Annotated in this window: 14 protein-coding genes; 8 read left to right on the top strand and 6 right to left on the bottom strand. The window is 66.6% G+C overall.

Going from position 1 to position 17,063, the window contains the following annotated elements; translation table 11 throughout:
* The first annotated feature begins 2 nt into the window (after positions 1-2).
* The gene (locus ACZ1I5_RS16645; protein WP_465173988.1) at positions 3-1,481 is read left to right on the top strand and encodes an aldehyde dehydrogenase; all 1,479 of its coding nucleotides are present in this window, start codon (positions 3-5) and stop codon (positions 1,479-1,481) included.
* Positions 1,482-1,486: 5 nt separating this feature from the next.
* Here the strand turns inward: ACZ1I5_RS16645 and ACZ1I5_RS16640 are convergent, their stop codons facing one another.
* Positions 1,487-2,260, bottom strand: a complete 774-nt coding sequence (locus ACZ1I5_RS16640; protein WP_465170351.1) for an SDR family NAD(P)-dependent oxidoreductase — start codon at positions 2,258-2,260, stop codon at positions 1,487-1,489.
* A gap of 355 nt (positions 2,261-2,615) precedes the next feature.
* On the opposite strand from ACZ1I5_RS16640, the gene ACZ1I5_RS16635 reads away from it, so the two are divergent.
* From ACZ1I5_RS16635 to ACZ1I5_RS16620, 4 genes are all read left to right on the top strand, one after another.
* Positions 2,616-3,050, top strand: a complete 435-nt coding sequence (locus ACZ1I5_RS16635) for a carboxymuconolactone decarboxylase family protein (RefSeq protein WP_465170350.1) — start codon at positions 2,616-2,618, stop codon at positions 3,048-3,050.
* The gene (locus tag ACZ1I5_RS16630) at positions 3,047-3,964 is read left to right on the top strand and encodes an amidohydrolase family protein (RefSeq protein WP_465170349.1); all 918 of its coding nucleotides are present in this window, start codon (positions 3,047-3,049) and stop codon (positions 3,962-3,964) included. Before ACZ1I5_RS16635 ends, ACZ1I5_RS16630 begins: the two co-directional genes overlap by 4 nt.
* Entirely contained in the window at positions 3,961-5,340 is a 1,380-nt protein-coding gene (locus ACZ1I5_RS16625) for an MFS transporter (RefSeq protein ID WP_465170348.1), read from the top strand. Before ACZ1I5_RS16630 ends, ACZ1I5_RS16625 begins: the two co-directional genes overlap by 4 nt.
* A gap of 68 nt (positions 5,341-5,408) precedes the next feature.
* A complete protein-coding gene (locus tag ACZ1I5_RS16620; protein WP_465170347.1) occupies positions 5,409-6,332 on the top strand; it encodes an amidohydrolase family protein in 924 nt (307 codons plus the stop codon).
* A 184-nt stretch (positions 6,333-6,516) separates the two neighbouring features.
* Here the strand turns inward: ACZ1I5_RS16620 and ACZ1I5_RS16615 are convergent, their stop codons facing one another.
* Positions 6,517-9,495: a TonB-dependent receptor domain-containing protein gene (locus ACZ1I5_RS16615; RefSeq protein WP_465170346.1), complete on the bottom strand. Its 2,979-nt coding sequence runs from the start codon at positions 9,493-9,495 to the stop codon at positions 6,517-6,519.
* 338 nt (positions 9,496-9,833) lie between these two features.
* Between ACZ1I5_RS16615 and ACZ1I5_RS16610 the strand changes: the two genes are divergently transcribed.
* Positions 9,834-11,114, top strand: a complete 1,281-nt coding sequence (locus ACZ1I5_RS16610) for an MFS transporter (RefSeq protein ID WP_465170345.1) — start codon at positions 9,834-9,836, stop codon at positions 11,112-11,114.
* A gap of 20 nt (positions 11,115-11,134) precedes the next feature.
* On the opposite strand, the gene ACZ1I5_RS16605 is transcribed toward ACZ1I5_RS16610, so the two are convergent.
* On the bottom strand, positions 11,135-12,031 hold the full coding sequence (locus ACZ1I5_RS16605) for a helix-turn-helix domain-containing protein (protein WP_465170344.1): 897 nt from the start codon (positions 12,029-12,031) through the stop codon (positions 11,135-11,137).
* 334 nt (positions 12,032-12,365) lie between these two features.
* Here ACZ1I5_RS16605 and kce point away from each other — a divergent pair, with 334 nt between their 5' ends.
* On the top strand, positions 12,366-13,307 hold the full coding sequence (gene kce, locus ACZ1I5_RS16600) for a 3,5-dioxohexanoate:acetyl-CoA acetone transferase (RefSeq protein ID WP_465170343.1): 942 nt from the start codon (positions 12,366-12,368) through the stop codon (positions 13,305-13,307).
* 27 nt (positions 13,308-13,334) lie between these two features.
* On the opposite strand, the gene ACZ1I5_RS16595 is transcribed toward kce, so the two are convergent.
* The 3 genes from ACZ1I5_RS16595 to ACZ1I5_RS16585 are packed head-to-tail and all read right to left on the bottom strand — an operon-like array spanning position 13,335 to position 16,127.
* Positions 13,335-14,069, bottom strand: a complete 735-nt coding sequence (locus ACZ1I5_RS16595; RefSeq protein ID WP_465170342.1) for an SDR family oxidoreductase — start codon at positions 14,067-14,069, stop codon at positions 13,335-13,337.
* A gap of 49 nt (positions 14,070-14,118) precedes the next feature.
* Entirely contained in the window at positions 14,119-15,048 is a 930-nt protein-coding gene (prpB, locus tag ACZ1I5_RS16590) for a methylisocitrate lyase (protein ID WP_465170341.1), read from the bottom strand.
* Positions 15,049-15,071: 23 nt separating this feature from the next.
* Positions 15,072-16,127 carry an alpha/beta hydrolase gene (locus ACZ1I5_RS16585; RefSeq protein ID WP_465170340.1) on the bottom strand — a complete coding sequence of 352 codons (1,056 nt, stop codon included), beginning with the start codon at positions 16,125-16,127 and terminating at the stop codon, positions 15,072-15,074.
* 136 nt (positions 16,128-16,263) lie between these two features.
* On the opposite strand from ACZ1I5_RS16585, the gene ACZ1I5_RS16580 reads away from it, so the two are divergent.
* Positions 16,264-16,986, top strand: coding sequence for an NAD(P)H-dependent oxidoreductase (locus ACZ1I5_RS16580; RefSeq protein ID WP_465170339.1), 723 nt, complete (start codon positions 16,264-16,266; stop codon positions 16,984-16,986).
* Positions 16,987-17,063 lie beyond the last annotated feature (77 nt).

The raw sequence follows: 17,063 nt of genomic DNA, 5'->3' as shown, positions 1-17,063 counted from the left end.
GCATGCTGCGCGGCGCGGGGACGTTCGATCGCCTGCTGATCGGCGGCGAATGGGTCGCGCCGCATTCGGGCGATACGATCCGCAGCATCGATCCCTCCACCGAGGAGATATGGGCCGAAGTGGCGGTCGCCGACGCGGTCGATGTGGACCTTGCGGTCGCCGCCGCCAGAACCGCGCTGCGCGGCGCGTGGCGCGACATGGCGCCGACGGCGCGCGGTGCGATGATCGCCCGGCTTGCCGATCTGGTTCGGCGCGACGCGGCCGTGCTGGCCGAAATCGAAAGCCGCGACAATGGCAAGCCGCTCCGCGACACGGTGGGGGAGATGCAGCGCGCGGCCGACTGGCTCACTTTCTTCGCGGGCGCGGCCGACAAGTTCAACGGCGCGCAGATCCCGTTCCGTGCCGATGCGATCGCCTATACGCGACACCAACCCGTCGGCGTGGTCGCGGCGATCTTGCCGTGGAATTCGCCGATCCTCCTCGCCTGCTGGAAACTCGGCCCGGCGCTGGCGACCGGCAATGCCGTGATCCTCAAGCCCGCCGAACAAACGCCCGCGAGCCTGCTCGCGCTGGGCCGGCTGGCGGGGGAGGCCGGGTTTCCGCCGGGCGTGGTCAACGTCCTGCCGGGCGATGGATCGGTCGGCGCCGCGCTGTCCGGGCATCCCGGCGTGGACAAGGTGTCGTTCACCGGGTCGCACGCCACCGCGCGGCGGATCATGGCGGCGGCGAGCGTCAACCTGAAGCGCTGTTCGTTCGAATGTGGGGGCAAGTCGCCCTTCATCGTGTTCGCCGACGCCGATCTGGAAAAGGCGATCTCGGTGGCCGTGCACAGCGCTTTCCGCTCGACCGGCCAGTCCTGCTCAGCGGCGTCGCGGATGTTCGTCGAGCGGCCGGTCTATGACCGGTTCGCGCGCGAACTGGCCTCGCGCGCCGGGCGCATCCGGGTCGGCGGCGCGCTCGATCCGAAGACTCATATCGGGCCGCACACCTCGGCCGAGCAGCGCGACAAGACCGAGAGCTATATCGCGATCGGCCGCGAGAGCGGCGCCAGGCTGCTGGTCGGCGGCGGGCGCCCGCCCGGCCTCGATCGCGGCTATTTCGTCGAGCCGACGGTGTTCGCCGAGGTCGACAATCAGTCCCGGCTCGCCCGGGAAGAGGTGTTCGGCCCAGTCGTCGCGCTGATGCCGTTCGAGGGCGAGGAAGAAGCGATCGCGCTCGCCAATGACAGCGAGTACGGCCTGGTCGGGGGGTTATGGACCAATGATGTCGCACGCGCGCACCGCGTCGCGAACCGGATCGAGAGTGGGCTCGTCTCGGTCAATACCTTCCGCCCGGTTCATTTCATGCTGCCCTATGGCGGGTTCAAGCTGAGCGGCATAGGCCGCGAAAACGGGATCGACGCGCTGCGCGAGTTCAGCGAGGTCAAGACGGTCGTCATCGATCTTTCGACTGAGATCCCGCCCGACCCGTTCGCTGACTGATTGCTCTATTGCGCGACCACGCCGCCATCGATCGAGATGATCGCGCCGGTGACATAGGAGGATGCGCTCGACGCGAGCCAGACCACCGCGCCGGCCATCTCCTCCGGTTGCGCGACCCGGTCCATCGGTACCTTCAGCGGCTGCGCGCCGCCGGCGCTCAGCCGGCCCGCGCGCATGGTGTGAAGCAGCCCGGTATCGACCGGGCCCGGCGCGATCGCGTTGACGCGGATGCCGCGCGGGGCAAGCTCCAGCGCGGCCGATTTCGTCAGCCCGGCCACCGCATGCTTGGTCGCGGCATAGGGGACGACGAACGGCAGCCCGGTGAGCGCCGCCGTCGACGCCAGGTTGATGATCGATCCGCCACCATACGCCAGCATCGCCGGCACCTGATATTTCATGCCCAGCCAGGTGCCGCGCACGTTGATCGCGAACAACCGGTCGAAATCGGCCGCGTCTATTGTGTCGAGCGCCCCGGTCGGCCCCGGAATGCCGGCATTGTTCATTGCGATATCGAGCCCGCCCAGTCGCTCGACCGCGGTCGCGACCGCCGCCGCGACCTGATCCTCTTCGGTAACGTCGACCGCGACATAGCTGACCGAGGTTCCGCTCGCCGCGCCGATCTCGCGCGCCAACCCGTCGCCCTTCGCCGCATCGAGGCCCCCGATCACCAGGTCGGCGCCGGCCATCGCGATCGCGCGCGCACAGGCCAGGCCGATGCCGGAGTCGGCGCCGATCACCAGCGCCTTGCGCCCGGCCAGCGAGAAGCTTGTCTCAGTCACTATACGCTCTCCTTATGATGGGTCCGATTTCCGGTCTTGTGTCGAAAGGGGCGCTCCACCTACGATCTTGCGGAGACTTGTTCCCGGTCCCATCGGCTTCGCGCAGAAGGGGTGCGGTATCAACTCCAAATTCGCTGATCGAGTATATCGGCGCGCGATAGTAATATAGAGGGGAGGGGTCGAGTTGCGGATAAGGGGCGATATAGTCGAGTCCGCGATGATCGATGAACAGTCGTCTGCATCCGGTGCGGTGAAGTATAGCCGGATTCCCTATCCGTCCTTCGATACTCTTTCACCGGAAAAGCATGAACGGGTCTTTGGCGCCAATCAACGGCGCCTGTTGAACGTTTCGCACATGGCGATGCACGCCAGCGATCAGCTCTGGTCCGCCCAGGCGGCTCTCGGCCGGGCCACGATCGAGTGCGACCTCGATCCCAGGCTGCGCGAGCTGGCGATCCTGCGGGTCGCGCACCTGCAGGGTTCCGACTATGAGCTGTTCCATCATCGCGGCCTGGCCCGCGCCGCCGGCCTGAGCGCCGCTGAAGAGGCAGCGGTCCTGGGCGGCGATCCCTCGCTGCTCGCCGCGCCGGATCTGGCCCTGATCGCCTTTGTCGACGCCGTCGTGCGCGACGTCTCGCCCGATGATAGGGTGCTGGCTTCCCTGCGCGCGCTGCATAGCGACCGGTTCGTGTTCGACCTGGTCATTCTGATCGGCAGCTACATGATGACCGCGCGGGTCGCCGCGGTCGGCGGGGTCCACACCGAGGATCAGCCGGTGAGCGGCTGGTGAGTGTGCCCCTCCCCCTGTTCGACACGCACGCGCATCTGATCGCGGACGATCCGGTGGCCTATCCGCCGTCGCCGATGCGCGGCACCACCAGCGTCACGCCCATGACCTATAGCGTCACGGCCGACTGGCTGATCGGGCAGATGGATGCCCACGGCGTGGCGCAGGCGTGCATCGTCCAGCGCGGCCATGTCTATGGCTATGACAATCGCTACATCATCGATTCCGGCCGGCGTTTCCCGGACCGCTTCGTGCCGGTCGTCATCCTCGATGCGCAGGACCCGGCGACGCCGGCGGTGCTGCGGCGGATGGTGCGCGAGGACGGGGTGCGCGGCGTACGCTTCGCCCAGACCCGGTTCGAGGACTATGGTACCGGCTGGATGAACTCGCCGGCGGCGCTGGAGTGCTGGCGCGCGGCCGCCGATCTCGACATTCCGGTCGCGATCATCGTTTTCCGGCTGCACCTGCCCTGGGTGCTGCCCGCACTGAAATTCGTCGCCGAGCGGTTTCCGGGCCTGCGCATCATTCTGGATCATGTGGGTACCGCGCACACGGCGTCGAATCCCGAAATGGGCAAATATCGCGAGCATGGCTTCGACGCGACGCTGCCCGGCCCACCCGATTACGGAATCGGGACCACCATCGCGATGTTCGAGAGGATACCCAACATGTATTTCAAGGTGACCGAGATCGTGTTCGATCGACTCGCCGATCAGAAAATGGTGCCGGCCGACTTCGTCCGGCTGCTGGCCGATCGCTTCGGGGCCGATCGCCTGATGTGGGGATCCGATCTCGGCCAGAGCGAGAAGAGCTACGAGGTGAAGGCGGCGATGGCACGTTCGGCCGCCGACGCGCTGGACGACGGCGAACGCCGTCGCTTCCTGAACGGCACCGCCGCAGCGGTGTACGCCCGATGAGCGGCGGTGGTGCAACGGGCCCGGTCGGGGGCGCGAACACGGCAGAGGTCGCGGTCGGCCATGTGCTCGACGACCTGCGCTCCGTTCGCCTGCGCTTCGTTCCGCCGATCCTGCTCGGTTTCATCATGCTGTTCGATTCATGGGACAGCGTGGCGATTTCCTATGTCATGCCGTCGCTGACCGCCGAATGGCAGCTCAAGCCGGTGTCGATGGGGGCGCTGATCTCGTCCGGCTATGCCGGGCAGTTCGTCGGCGCCATGCTGCTCGGCATGCTGGCGGAGCGTTTCGGCCGGATGCCGGTGTTCCTGGTCGCGATGACGCTGATGAGCCTGCTGGCGATCGGCTGCGCCGTCAGCCCGGATTACTGGACGCTGATCGTGCTGCGTTTCGTCCAGGGGGTCATGATCGGCGGGGCGCTGCCGGTGGCGATCACCTATATCAACGAGCTTGCCCCGACGAGCATCCGCGGCCGATATTTCGGTACCTTCCAGTTCATCTGCATGGCGGGCTATGCGGCGGCGGCGCAGTCGAGCGCGATCGTCATTCCGCATCTCGGCTGGCGCTGGCTGTTCGGGCTGGGCGTCATCCCGCTGGCCCTGCTGCCGCTGGTCGTGCTCCTGCTGCCGGAATCGCCGCGCTGGCTGGCGCGTCTCGGGAGGATCGACGACGTGAACCGCGCGCTCGCCAAGCTCGGCGGCCCGCCGATCGCGGTGGACGCCGAACTGGCGACGGGGGGGCGGACGGCCCCGGCGGCGGCGCCGACCAGGGTGAAGGCGCTGTTCGCCAGCGATTATCGCAAGCGTTCGATCATCATCATCAGCCTGTGGTTCTTCACCTCCTTCGCCACCTTCGGCCTGACGACCTGGGTCCCGTCAATCTATGTGCGCGAGTTCAAGATCCCGGTTGCCGACGCGCTCGCCTATGCGGCGATTTCGAGCACGTTGTACCTGTTCGCCTCGCCGATCGTCGCGGCGGTCATGGATCATACCGGGCGGCGGCCGCTCGCGCTGGGCGGGACGCTGATCGCCGCCGTCGCATTGCTGTCGCTCGCCGTCCATATCCCGGATTCGCGCACGGTGCTGATCGCGCTGGTCGTGCTCGGCGCGCTGTCGATCTCGATCGGATCGCTGATCGTCTGGCCCTATACGGCGGAAAGCTATCCGACGCGGCTGCGGGCGGTCGGGCTCGGCATGGCCAGCGCGACCGCGCGCGGCGCGTCGATGCTCACCCCGCTGATCGTCGGGGGCATCCTGGCGGAGAGCGGGTCGGTTCGCGTCGTGTTCGGCGTGGTCGGGACCTGCGCGCTGATCGCCTTCCTGCTGTGGCTGACCGCGACGCGCGAGACGGCACGGATGAGCCTGGACGACCTCAAATGAGCCGTGCCGCCGCGGGGACCAGCGCGGCCCGGCCGCCTCGAGTGAAACATTGAATGAAAGGAATTGTCATGTCTGACTATGCTGGCCCGATCTACGATGCCCATGCCCATCTGGTGTCCGACGATCTCGAGAAATACCCGCGCACCCACCCGTTTCGCGAGGGCGCGGTCGAAGGATCGGTGTTCGGCCCCGGCACGATCGGCAAGCCGGGCGGGATGCACGGGCCCAATCCGATCAACGAAAAGCCCAGCGCCGAGAAGATGCACAAATGGATGGCGGAAGAGAATGTCGTCGGCATCGCCGCCGTGCAGAAGGGCATGATCTACGGCACCGACAACAGCTATATCGTCGATGCCGCGGACATCTTCCCCGACGAGATGCGCGCGATCATCATCGTCGATCCGCAGGCACCGGAGACGCCGCAGATGATCCGCGACGATGCGGCGCGCGGCATCATCGGCATCCGCTTCTTCGGGGTGGGCGTGACGGACAAGAGCAAGTGGCTGAGCTCGCCCTCGGCGCTGGAGGCGTGGACGCTCGCCAATGATCTCGGGCTGCTGGTGGATATCGAGGCGCCGGCGCGCGGCGCCGATGTGCTGATCCCGGTGATCGAGGCGATGGCGGACCGTTTTCCGAAGCTGCGCATCGTGCTCGATCACGTCTTCCTGCCCGACGTCACCCAGCCGGATTTCGGCATCGATGCACGGTTCGACGGTTTCAGGGCGCGCGACAACATCACCTATAAATTCACCTCGCTGAACATGGATTTCATCCGCGAGAAGGGCATCGCGCCCGAGGCGGTGCTGCGCCGCGCCGTCGACTATTACGGCCCGGACAAGCTGATGTGGGGGTCCGACATCGGCACGTCCTCGGGCAGCTACAAGGAAATGGTCGCGCGCGCGAAGGAGTCGACCAGGCTGCTGACCGAGGAGGAGCGCCGCAAGGTGCTGCACGACAATGGGCGCCGGGTGTTCCTCGGCTGGAAGGGCTGAGGGGAGTGCCGGGCGGCGACGCCCGGCCCTTGTTCGTTCAAGGCCTGACCGACCTGACGGCGGCTTCGCGATCCTCGCGAGGCCGCCTTTTCCTTTCGTGCCTGTTCCCCGCACCCCTGCAAAAAAGAAAAGGCCCGGGCGAGCTGCGCTGCTCGCCCGGGCCTCCTCCCCTTGTCGGTGAGGATCAGTATTTCGCGCGTACGCCGAACTTGAAGGCCCGGCCGAACGGGTCGAAGTGCAGGCCATTGCCGAAGAAGCGCAGCTGCTTCGGCTCGCCCTTGTCGAACACATTGTTCACGCTCGCGAAGAACTCGACATTGGCGACGTTGATGTGCGCCGACAGGTCCATGTAAAAGCGCGAGTCGACCTTGTTGGTCGTGATGCTGTTCGGGTTGTTGATGTCATAGCCCTCCTGCTCCGGGCCGATCTTGGTCGAATCGAGGATACCCTCGGGAATATAGCGGCCATGCGCGCTGATCCCCCAGCTCGGCCGCGAATAGCTGATCACGCCGTCCAGCTTCCAGCGCGGCACGCCCTGGATGTTGGTGACCGAGCCGGCATTGCCGGTGACGTCGTCGAGCTGGGTCACCACGCCGGTCGCGCCGGTCGTCGACAGATCGAGCACATAATTGCCGTTGACCTGGAGGTCGATATTCCCGCCGAGCGCCGGGATGCGATAATCCGCCACCAGTTCGAAACCCTCGGCGTGCAGCTGGCTGAGGTTCTGCGAGGTAGTGAAGATCGTGTTGATCGATCCGTTCGGATTGAACTGGATCAGGTTGCACAGCAGGTTCTGGTTGCGGCAGGCCGTCGCGATCACCGCCGGCGTCAGCGAGTCGATCGCGCCGTCCACCTTGATGTCGTAATAGTCGATCGACATGTTGAACCGCGGGACGAAGCTCGGCTTCAGCACCACGCCCGCGGTGAAGGTGTTGCCGCGCTCCAGCTTCAGGTTCGGGTTGCCGCCGGCGACGACCAGCTGCAGCGTCGTGCCGCCGACGAACGGATCGGCGAGCGGAAGCTGGGTGGTGGTCGCGTTCGGGCTCGATTCGAGCGCGGTTGGCGCGCGGATGTCACGCGAGCGCGTGACGCGGAAGGTGATGTCGGAGATCGGCGTATAGACCGCGCCCAGCTTCCAGGTCGTCGCATTGCCGAAATTATTATATTTGGTGTAGCGCACGGCGCCGTCGACATCGAGCGCCTTGCCCAGCGCCGAATCCTTGAGCAGCGGGACGCCGGCTTCGAAATAGCCTTCGGTCACCGTCGTCTTGGTGAAGGGCAGGACGGTGGTCGCCGCCTGGATGAACGCGCCCGACAGGGTCAGCGGGTCGGCATTCCCCTCGGCCGTGTCACTGCGATACTCGCCGCCCGCCGCCACCTTGACCTCGCCGGCCCAGGTGCTGAACGGTGATCCGCGCAGATTGGCCGCGACGACATGCTGTTCGAACTTGCGGCTTTGCGTCGCGGTGCGGAGATAGCGCGCGCCGGCCTCCGGGCTGATCGTGCCGAACAGGTTGATGGGGATACAGCCGTTGGTCGGCACCGTCAGCGTCGTGCGGCAGACGATGCTGCCGATCGCGAGCCCGGAGGTGCCGACATTCGCCGCCGTCACGCGCACCGCGTCGACCGCGTTGTTCCATTCCTTGGTGCGCGTCTTGTAGCTGACGACGCTGCCGTCGACCTGGCCATAGGTGTAATAGGCATCCCATGCCCAGCCGCTGCCCAGATCACCCTTGAGGCTGAAGGCGCCGCGATAGGTCGTGTTCGTGCTCGTGCCGATCGCCAGGCCGTCGGGCGACAGGCCGAACGCCGCGTGGCTGACGAGGATGTTGGTGATCGCCGGATCGGCCGCGAGGATCGCGGCTCGCGTCTGGGCGGAGATATAGGGATTGTTGATGTCGATCGCGGTGCGGTCGTCGAGTGGCGGGGTCGAGCGGGCCGGGCCGCCGACGACGCGCGAATACATGAATTCGACTGACGCCGTGATCGAATCGGTCAGGTCGTAATCGGCATGCGCCATCGCGGAGACATGCTTGGTCGGCACCACCAGCGGCGATGGCGTGAGGCCCAGCAGATAGGGTTGGGTCGGGTCGCTGCCGTTCGGGAATTGCTGGAACGACCCGCTCAGATAATTGCCGAACGTGTAGGGGACGAGATTGCCGTTCGCGTCGAACTGCTTGCCGCGCAGGGCGTTCGGCAGCGAGGTCGCCCCGACGTTCAGCACCTGCTGGCCGAGCGTGATCGTGCCGCCCGAGCCGTTGGGCTTGGTCGCGCCGACCAGGATGCCGTTGTCGTTATAGACGAAGTTGACGCCGTCGAGCACGAGCGTCGCGGGCAGGCCGTTGGTGCTGGTCCGGGTCGTCGTGTTGTAGCCCGGATTGGACACATAGTTGGTGTATTTCCGGCACCAGGAGCGGACCTCGCACGGCCCGAGGCCCTTTTCCTCGGCATATTCGACCGCCGCGATCACATGGCCGCGGCCGCCCGAGAAATCGGTGCCGCCGGCGAGCGCGGCATAATAGGTCTGGCCGTCGCCACGCTCGGTGACGCCGACATTCACGTCGCCCTTGAGCCCGTTGAGCTTGGTGTCGAGGATCAGGTTGACCACGCCCGCGACCGCGTTCGCGCCATAGGCGGCGGAGGCGCCGCCGGTGACGACCTCGGCGCGCTGCACGACGATGTTGGGGATGCTGTTGAGGTCGACGGTACTGTTGTCGTTGCTCGACACGAAGCGCCGTCCGTCGATCAGCGTCAGGGTGCGCGTGGCGCCCAGGCCACGCAGATCGAGCGTGCGCGCACCGATCGCGCCCGAAACGCGGAAGGAATTGGTCGAGGGTCCGTTGATCGGCCGGAACGACGGGATCTGGTTAAGCGCGTCGGCGATGTTCTGGATGTTGAGCTGCTTCAGCCGCTCCTGGCCGACCACGTTGACGGGTGTCGGCGCGTCGTAGCCGGCGCGGCCGAGGCGCGAACCGGTGACGATGATCTCGCTGGCGGTCTCGTCGGCGGTGTCAGCCTGCGCGACATCGGCCGGCTGGGCCTGGGCCGCCGTGGCGGGCGGGTCGGCCGCCTGCGCCTGGGCCATCGCGGCCGGGCCGTTGACGATCGCGGCGAACGCGATTGCCGCGCCCGAGGTGCGAAGCAGAAAGCTGATCTTGGACATCACTCCCCTCCCTATGTTCGGCGTCCCCCGACCGTGGGAGGACGCTCATGATCCAGTTGTTACCGGTATCTGATGCTAGAGATGTTTCTTAGCGTCGAAATGCTCCGAGAGGCATCTTTATTTGATCTCCACAATGCTTAACCGGGCATAGTGAAACCATGGCTTGATCGCGTTCCGGCATCGCCGGCCTCGACGCTTGATCGATCGCGTGTTCGCTGCGTCGGTCTGCAACTATGCCTGCCGCCTCGGAAAAGTGAGCGGATCACGGACGGATACACTGGCCCTTCCGGAGATTTGACCGCGACGCCCCGTCGTTGCCCCCTTGAACGAGGTTCCGCATGGCGCCCACCGAGTCCCCAGCAGCCGAGCCCGACACGAGCAGCTTCTTCGGCTGGTACACCCTTGCCGACGGCAGGACCCGGCGGGTGTTCTGGGCCTGTTTCCTCGGCTGGGGCCTGGATGCGATGGATGGCCTCATCTACCAATATATGGTGCCGCTGCTGATCGCGGCGCTTGGCCTCACGATCGGGCAGGCGGGCAGCATCGTGTCGGCGAACTTCTTCGCGGCGGCGATCGGCGGCTGGGCGGGCGGCTGGCTGTCCGATCGCTTCGGGCGCGCGCGGATCCTCAAGCTCACCATCCTGTGGTTCTCGGTCTTCTCGTTTTTGTCGGGCTTCGCGCAGGATTACGAACAGTTGCTGATCCTGCGCACCTTGCAGGGCCTCGGCTTCGGGGCGGAATGGGCGGTCGGCGCGGTGCTGCTCGGTGAGATGATCGCGCCGGCCTGGCGCGGCCGCGCGCTGGGCACGATGCAGAGCGCCAATGCCGTCGGCTCCGCCCTGGCCGCGATCCTCGCCGGCCCGGTCGCAGGGCTGATGCCGCTATGGCTCGGCTGGCGCGTCGTGTTCTGGATCGGGCTGGCGCCGGCGCTGCTGACCTTCTTCATCCGCCGCCACGGCGACGAATCGCCGTTGTTCACCAAGGCGACCAAGGGCCGCCACCCGTTCGCGATGTTGCGCCGGGATCTGCTGCCGACCACGGCGCTCGCCTGCCTGTTGTCGACCGGCGCGCAGGGCGCCGCCTTCGCGGTCACGTCGTTCCTGACGACCTTTCTGGTGACGGAACGCGGCCTGTCGCTCAGCGTCGCCGGGCTCTTCGTCCTGCTGAACAGTGTCGGCGGCTTCTTCGGCTTCCTCGTGAACGCGCATATCGCCGACCGTTTCGGCCGGCGCGCGACCTTCAGGATTTTCGCGCTGGGCTTCGTGCTGGCGGTGATCGCCTATCTCTATCTGCCGCTCGGCAATTCGGCCTGGACGCTCCTGCCGGCGGGCATGGTCTACGGCTTTTTCCAGTTCGGCATCTACGCGGCATTCGGGCCGTATTTCAGCGAGCTGTTCCCGACCGAGGTGCGCGCCACCTCCCAGGCTTTCGCCTATAATTTCGGGCGGGCGACGAGCTTCATCTTCATCCAGGGCGCGGTGCTGATCGGCGCCGGTATGACGCTGAGCATCGGCATGACGATCATGGGCGTCATCGGCATGGCGTGCGCGCTGGTCGCCACGCTGCTGCTTCCCGAAACCCGCGGGCGCGACCTGCGCGACATAGGCGCCCTTCACTGAGCCCTTGCGGGCGTGGCGCGCTACGCCGCGATCCGCGCGCCGTCGAGATGGGCGCGGCGATAGTCGCGCGGCGCGGTGGCGAAGCGGTCGCGGAAGCTGCGCGTGAAATGCGGCGCGCTGTTGAAGCCCCAGGCAAAGGCGATCTCGGTCATCGAATGGCCGCGCCAGCGCGGGTCTGCGATCTGTTTGGCGCATTCCTCGAGCCGGCGGCGCAGGATATAGGCCGATACCGTCTCGCTGTTCGCGGCGAAGATCAGGCGCAGATAGCGCGACGACAGGCGCAGATTGGTCGAGATCGAGCAGGGCGTGAGGCCCGGATCGCGCAGATGCTGCTCGATGTAGAGCTTCACCGCTGCCTGCCGTCCGACGATGATCGAGGAACTGGCCTCCTGCGCCTCGAACGCGATCGCATAGGAGGTCGCGACCAGATCGAGCACATGGCGGGCGACGCGCAGCTGATAAGGCTCGCTGAGCGCATCGCCGCCGCCGAACAGCGCGCCGATCATCGCGACGATCGGGCCCGTCATGCCGTTCCCGCCGGGCAGCCGGCGTGCGCAGAGCCATTCGGGCGAAGGCAGATGATCCCGCAGCATGCGGGTGGGCACGCGTATCGACAACAGGCAGCTCGGCTCGGCGGCGTCGAGGTCGTACGGCACGGCATGGTCGAGCAGGCTGGCGTCGCCGGGGGACAGCAGGACGTGGTTGCCGAGCTGGCCCAGGCTCGCGCGGCCATTCAGCAGGAACAGGATCGTGCTGGTCCTGTCGCGCGATCCACCTTCCTGTCCGGGGAGGGAAATGTGCCCGCGAACATTGTCGAGCCGGGTAATCTCGAGCGGCCCGACCCGCGCAAGGGCCGGCTCGCCGCTTGCCGCGGCCGTGCCGCCGGAGGGCGCGGCAAAATCGCCTTCAACGGTCAACCGATCCCGCCTGCACTCGGCCATAACCCCTCCATGATGTGCCCGATTCGGCCAGGGCTAAACCCGTTTTCCGATATCATATGGGATTTTGTGGCGCCCCGATCAATCATGCCGTTGGTCCGCGCGGTCGATTCAGCGCGGCAGGCCGCATGGATCATAAGGTGTTTTTGGTCCCGGTAACAAGTTCGCGCCTCGAATATCGCGCTCGCTCTTGCCACGACGGGCATCCGGGCATCGAAGGATCGCACCTTGGTATCGACGAGTATTTAAACGTCAAAGACCTTTGCCGCGCAGGGCTATAAGAGCCTCGGCAAAACAGACTGAGGAGGGACAGATGTTCAATCAGGGCAAGAACCGCAAGGTCATCATCACCTGCGCGCCGACCGGATCAGTCCATACGCCGTCCATGTCGCCCCACCTGCCCGTCACCGCCGACCAGATCGCGGCCGAGGCGATCGCGGCGGCCGAGGCTGGGGCTTCGATCATCCACCTCCATGCGCGCAACGAGGATGGCAGCCCCACGCCGTCGCCCGAGGCATTCCTGCGGTTCCTGCCGCGGATCAAGCAGGCGACCAACGCCGCGATCAACATCTCGACCGGTGGCAGCACGACGATGACGCTCGACCAGCGCATCGAAGCCGCCAAGACGCTCAAGCCCGAGGTCGCCTCGCTCAACATGGGGCCGCTGATCTTCGACTTCAGCGCCGCCGCCAACCGGGTCGAGAAATGGGAGCATCCCTGGGAAGAGGAATATGTCCGCGGGTCGACCAACCGGATCATGTACAATGATATCGGCTATATCGAGCGCATCATGCGCGAGGTCGGCATGGCGGGCGGCACCCGGTTCGAGTTCGAATGCTACGACATCAGCCATGTCTATACGCTGGCGCATTTCGCCGACCTGAAGCTGATCGAGCCGCCCTTCATGATCCAGGGCGTGTTCGGCATCCTTGGCGGCATCGGGCCGGACGTGCGCAACGTCGCGCATATGGTGACGGTCGCGGACAGCCTGTTCGGCAACGACTATCATTTCTCGGCGTTCGGCGCGGGCCGCCATCAGATGAGCTTCTGCACGCAGAGCGTGCTGCTCGGCGGGCACTGCCGCGTCGGCCTGGAGGACAGCCTGTCGATCGGCCGCGGCCAGCTCGCGACCTCGAACGCCGAGCAGGTCGCCAAGATGGTGCGTGTCGTCACCGAACTCGGCCTCGAGGTGGCGACCCCCGACGAGGCGCGCCAACTGCTCGGCCTCAAGGGCGGCGATCAGGTAAATTTCTGAACGCTGGACGCCGAGGCGCGCGCTCGCTCAGCGCGCGCCTCCGACCTCGATCGTTGCCGCCGAGATATAAGACGCACGGTCCGATACGAGGAACATGATCGCGGCGGAGACTTCCTCGGGCTTGCCGGCGCGCTTCATCGGCAGCAGATCGGCGATGCGATCGAGATGGCCGGGCGCATGGATCTCGGTGTCGATCGGGCCGGGCGCCACGACATTGACCCTTATGCCTTCGAGCGCGACCTCCTTCGACAGGCCGATCGCGAAGCTGTCCACGCCGCCCTTCGATGCCGCGTACCAGACATGCTGCCCCGGCATGCCGAGCCGCGCCGCGAGCGAGGACAGCAGCACGATCGCGCCGCCCCTGCCGCCATGTCTGGTCGACATGCGCTTGACCGCTTCCCGGCTCGCGATCATCGCACCCGTGAGGTTGATCGCGACGACCTCCGCCAGCGTCTCGTCGCTCTGGTCCTCCAGCCGCCCGGTGCCGCCCGTCACGCCGCCATTATAGACGAAGGCGGTGACCTGCCCGATCTCGTCGGCGGCGGCGAAGAGACGCGCTATATCCGCGGCCTTGCCGGTGTCGGCCTGGACGGCGGTGGCCTCGCCCCCCTTGGCGCGGATCGCCGCGACCACTGCATCGGCGGCATCGACCCGCCCTGCATAGGTGAGCAGTACGTGATAGCCCGCCTGCGCGGCTTCCGCCGCCACCTGCGCGCCGATCCCCCGGCTGCCGCCGGTGATGATGAAGACGCCCTTGTCCATTCGTTCCTCCTCGATCGGTGCGATGCTTGGGATGCCGTACGTGGCCGCTCTATCCGGCACGCTCCTGCGCCATGCCCTCGGGTACGATCGTCCTGACGATCGAGGCGTCGAGCGCCTCATAATCGTGCAGCCCGATCACGTCGTAGAGCTCGGCGCGCGTCTGCATGCGGGCGACCATGTTCTGGGCGCCGCCATCGCGCGCGATCGCCGCGTAGAGGTCCGCCTGCGCGCGATTGGCGACGCGCAGCGAGGAAACGGGCCAGATCACCAGCTTGTAGCCCATGCTCTCGAACTCGTCCGCCGTATAGAAGGGCGTCTTGCCGAACTCGGTCATGTTGGCGAGCAGCGGGACGCCGGGCATCTTCGCCGCGAACCGCTCGAACATCTCGCGCGTGTTCAGCGCCTCGGGGAAGATCGCGTCGGCGCCGGCGGAGACGTAGAGGCGCGCGCGTTCCACCGCCGCGTCGAAGCCCTCGACGCCGGCCGCGTCGGTGCGCGCGACGATCACCATGTCGCGCGCCGCCTTTTTTGCCGCGGCGACCTTGGCGGCCATGTCGTGCGCGTCGGCCAGTTTCTTGCCGTTCAGATGCCCGCATTTCTTGGGCAGGATCTGATCCTCCAGGTGCACCGCACCCGCCCCCGCATCCTCGAAGGTGCGGACCATGTGCATGACGTTCAGCACTTCGCCATAGCCGGTGTCGCCATCGACCAGCAGCGGCAGGCCGGAGGAGCGGACGATCTGCCGGATGAAGAAGGCGACCTCGTCCACCGTGATGATGCCGAGATCGGGCAGGCCCATCGACGCGGTCATCGCGGCGCCCGACAGATAGAGCCCGTCAAAGCCGGCATTGCGCGCCTGGATGGCCGCCTGGCCGTTATGCGCGCCGGGCAGGCGATAGATGCCCGGTCGGGCCAGTGCGTCGCGGAATCGGCGGCCGGCACTGGCCGTGGGAAGCTGCTCGGCGAGGAGATAGGGCAAGGTGGTTTCCTTGTCTGGCGGCATCAGCGGCCACGGCCGTCGAGGCGATGCTTGCGCAGGAACGCGGACAGCTGGTCGGCGACCGCGACATTGTTGAGATCGGCAAACGGGATATGGGTGTTGCCGTGCAGCCCCTGGTCGGACAGGCGCAGCATCTCCGCCTTGCCGCCATGCGCGTTGACGATGCGCACGAACGCCTCGGCCTGTTTGTAGGTGGCGGCCCAGAATTCCGACTTGTCGATATTGTCGCCCCAGACGAGCTGGATCGGCATGCGCGTCAGCCGGGCGAATTCGGCGGCGGGCACATGGATCGGACCGAAGGCGCCGGGCGGGTCCTGCGGGCCCTCGCCCTCGGGAAAGACGAAGCCGGGATTTTCATAGGAGACGATCGCGGCGACCTTGTCGGTCTTCAGCGCGGTCAGCAGCGCGCGCATGCCGCCGGCCGAATTGGTGACCAGTACCGATCGCCCGATCCGGTCGAGCGCCTTGGCGGCGGCGTCGGATTCGAGCTGGGCATTGGCGATGGTGTCGAACTCGTCGTAGCGCGCCCGTGTCGCCTGTTCCCATGCCGCCGGGTCGCCCCTGGGGAACTGCACGCCAGGGAACCACTCGCCGGCGCGGGGCCCCAGCCGCCAGGCCGTCCAATTGCCCTGGTCCTGCCCGATCCGCGCCTTGTAGCTATAGTCGACACAACCATAATTCGCCCGGCCGACGCGCGGTCCGTCCCAGACATAGGTCGCGAAACCCCGGCGCAGGAAAAGGCTCTGGAATCCTTCCCCGCCATCCCAGCGGCGCTGCCAGACGGCCGCGCTGGAGCTGTGCCACAGGAACAACGGGACGGCGCGCGGATTGACCGGAATCTGATATTCGACATGGCCATGGTCGCACGACAGCGTCTGGTCGCCGCCGCCGATGACGCGGCCGCCGGCCTCGAACGAGCCCTGCCGGGCGATCGTGATCGGGGCGGGCGTCGCGGCCAGGGCCGAGCCGGCGACGATGCCGGCCAGCGCGGCGACCAGTCTGGCGCGGCGTGCCCAGTTCCGCCGGCCCATATGCTTCCCGACCGGCGTCTCGATCATCGCGCTTCCCCTGGCTGCATTGCGGTTTCGCGCGCTCACAGTTACCGGTATCAGCGTCGGAAGCAAGGCGATTGTCCGCCGGACGCGACGGAAGCAAGTGTTGCTGCCGGTACGGCATGAAGCGGGGGAGAACGCCATGAATGTCCTGATCGTCTACGCGCATCCTTCCCCGGTATCGTTCAACGCCGCCCTGCGCGACGCCGCCGCCGATGAGGCGCGCGCGCTTGGGCACGAGGTGGTCGTGTCGGACCTGTATGGCGACACTTTCGGTGCGGTCGGCGGGCCGCTCGACTTCGTGGATGTGCAGAATCCGGCGGCCTTCCATTACCAGTCTGAGCAGCGCGCCGCGGCGCTGTCGGGCGGTTTCGTCCCGGAGATACGGCGCGAGCAGGAGCGGCTGTGCCGGGCCGATCTGCTGATCCTGCAATTCCCGCTCTGGTGGGGCGGCCCGCCCGCCATGCTGAAAGGATGGATCGACCGGGTCGGCGCTTACGGTGTCGTCTATGCTGATGGTACGCGCTTCGAGTCGGGGCTGTTCCGCGGTCGGCGCAGCCTTATCAGCGTCACCACCGGCGGTACGCCCCAGCGATTTTCCGACGAGGGCGACTATGGCGCGATCGACAAGGTATTATGGCCGACCCAGCATTTGTTCCTCGGCTATCTCGGCTATGATCTCGTCGCGCCACAGGTCAGCTACGCCGTCGCGCGCCGCGACGATGCCGATCGCCGGCAGATGATCGCCGATCTGCGCGGCCGGGTCGCGGCGCTGCTCGCGCACCCGGTCGATGCCACGCCCATCCCGCCCTCCGCGACATTGCTGGACGCGGTCGGCGCGCGCGACTGGAAAAGCCCGGTCTGACCTGCGCGCCAGGCGCGATATTTCGTCCCGCTGGGAATGTGTCGTCGATCGATTCAACGGCGATCCGGATCGTTGCA

Source organism: Sphingomonas sp. BL-S-30, assembly GCF_055521475.1.
The sequence above is the reverse complement of the archived record's forward strand: the minus strand, read 5'-3'. Positions and strand labels throughout refer to the sequence as shown.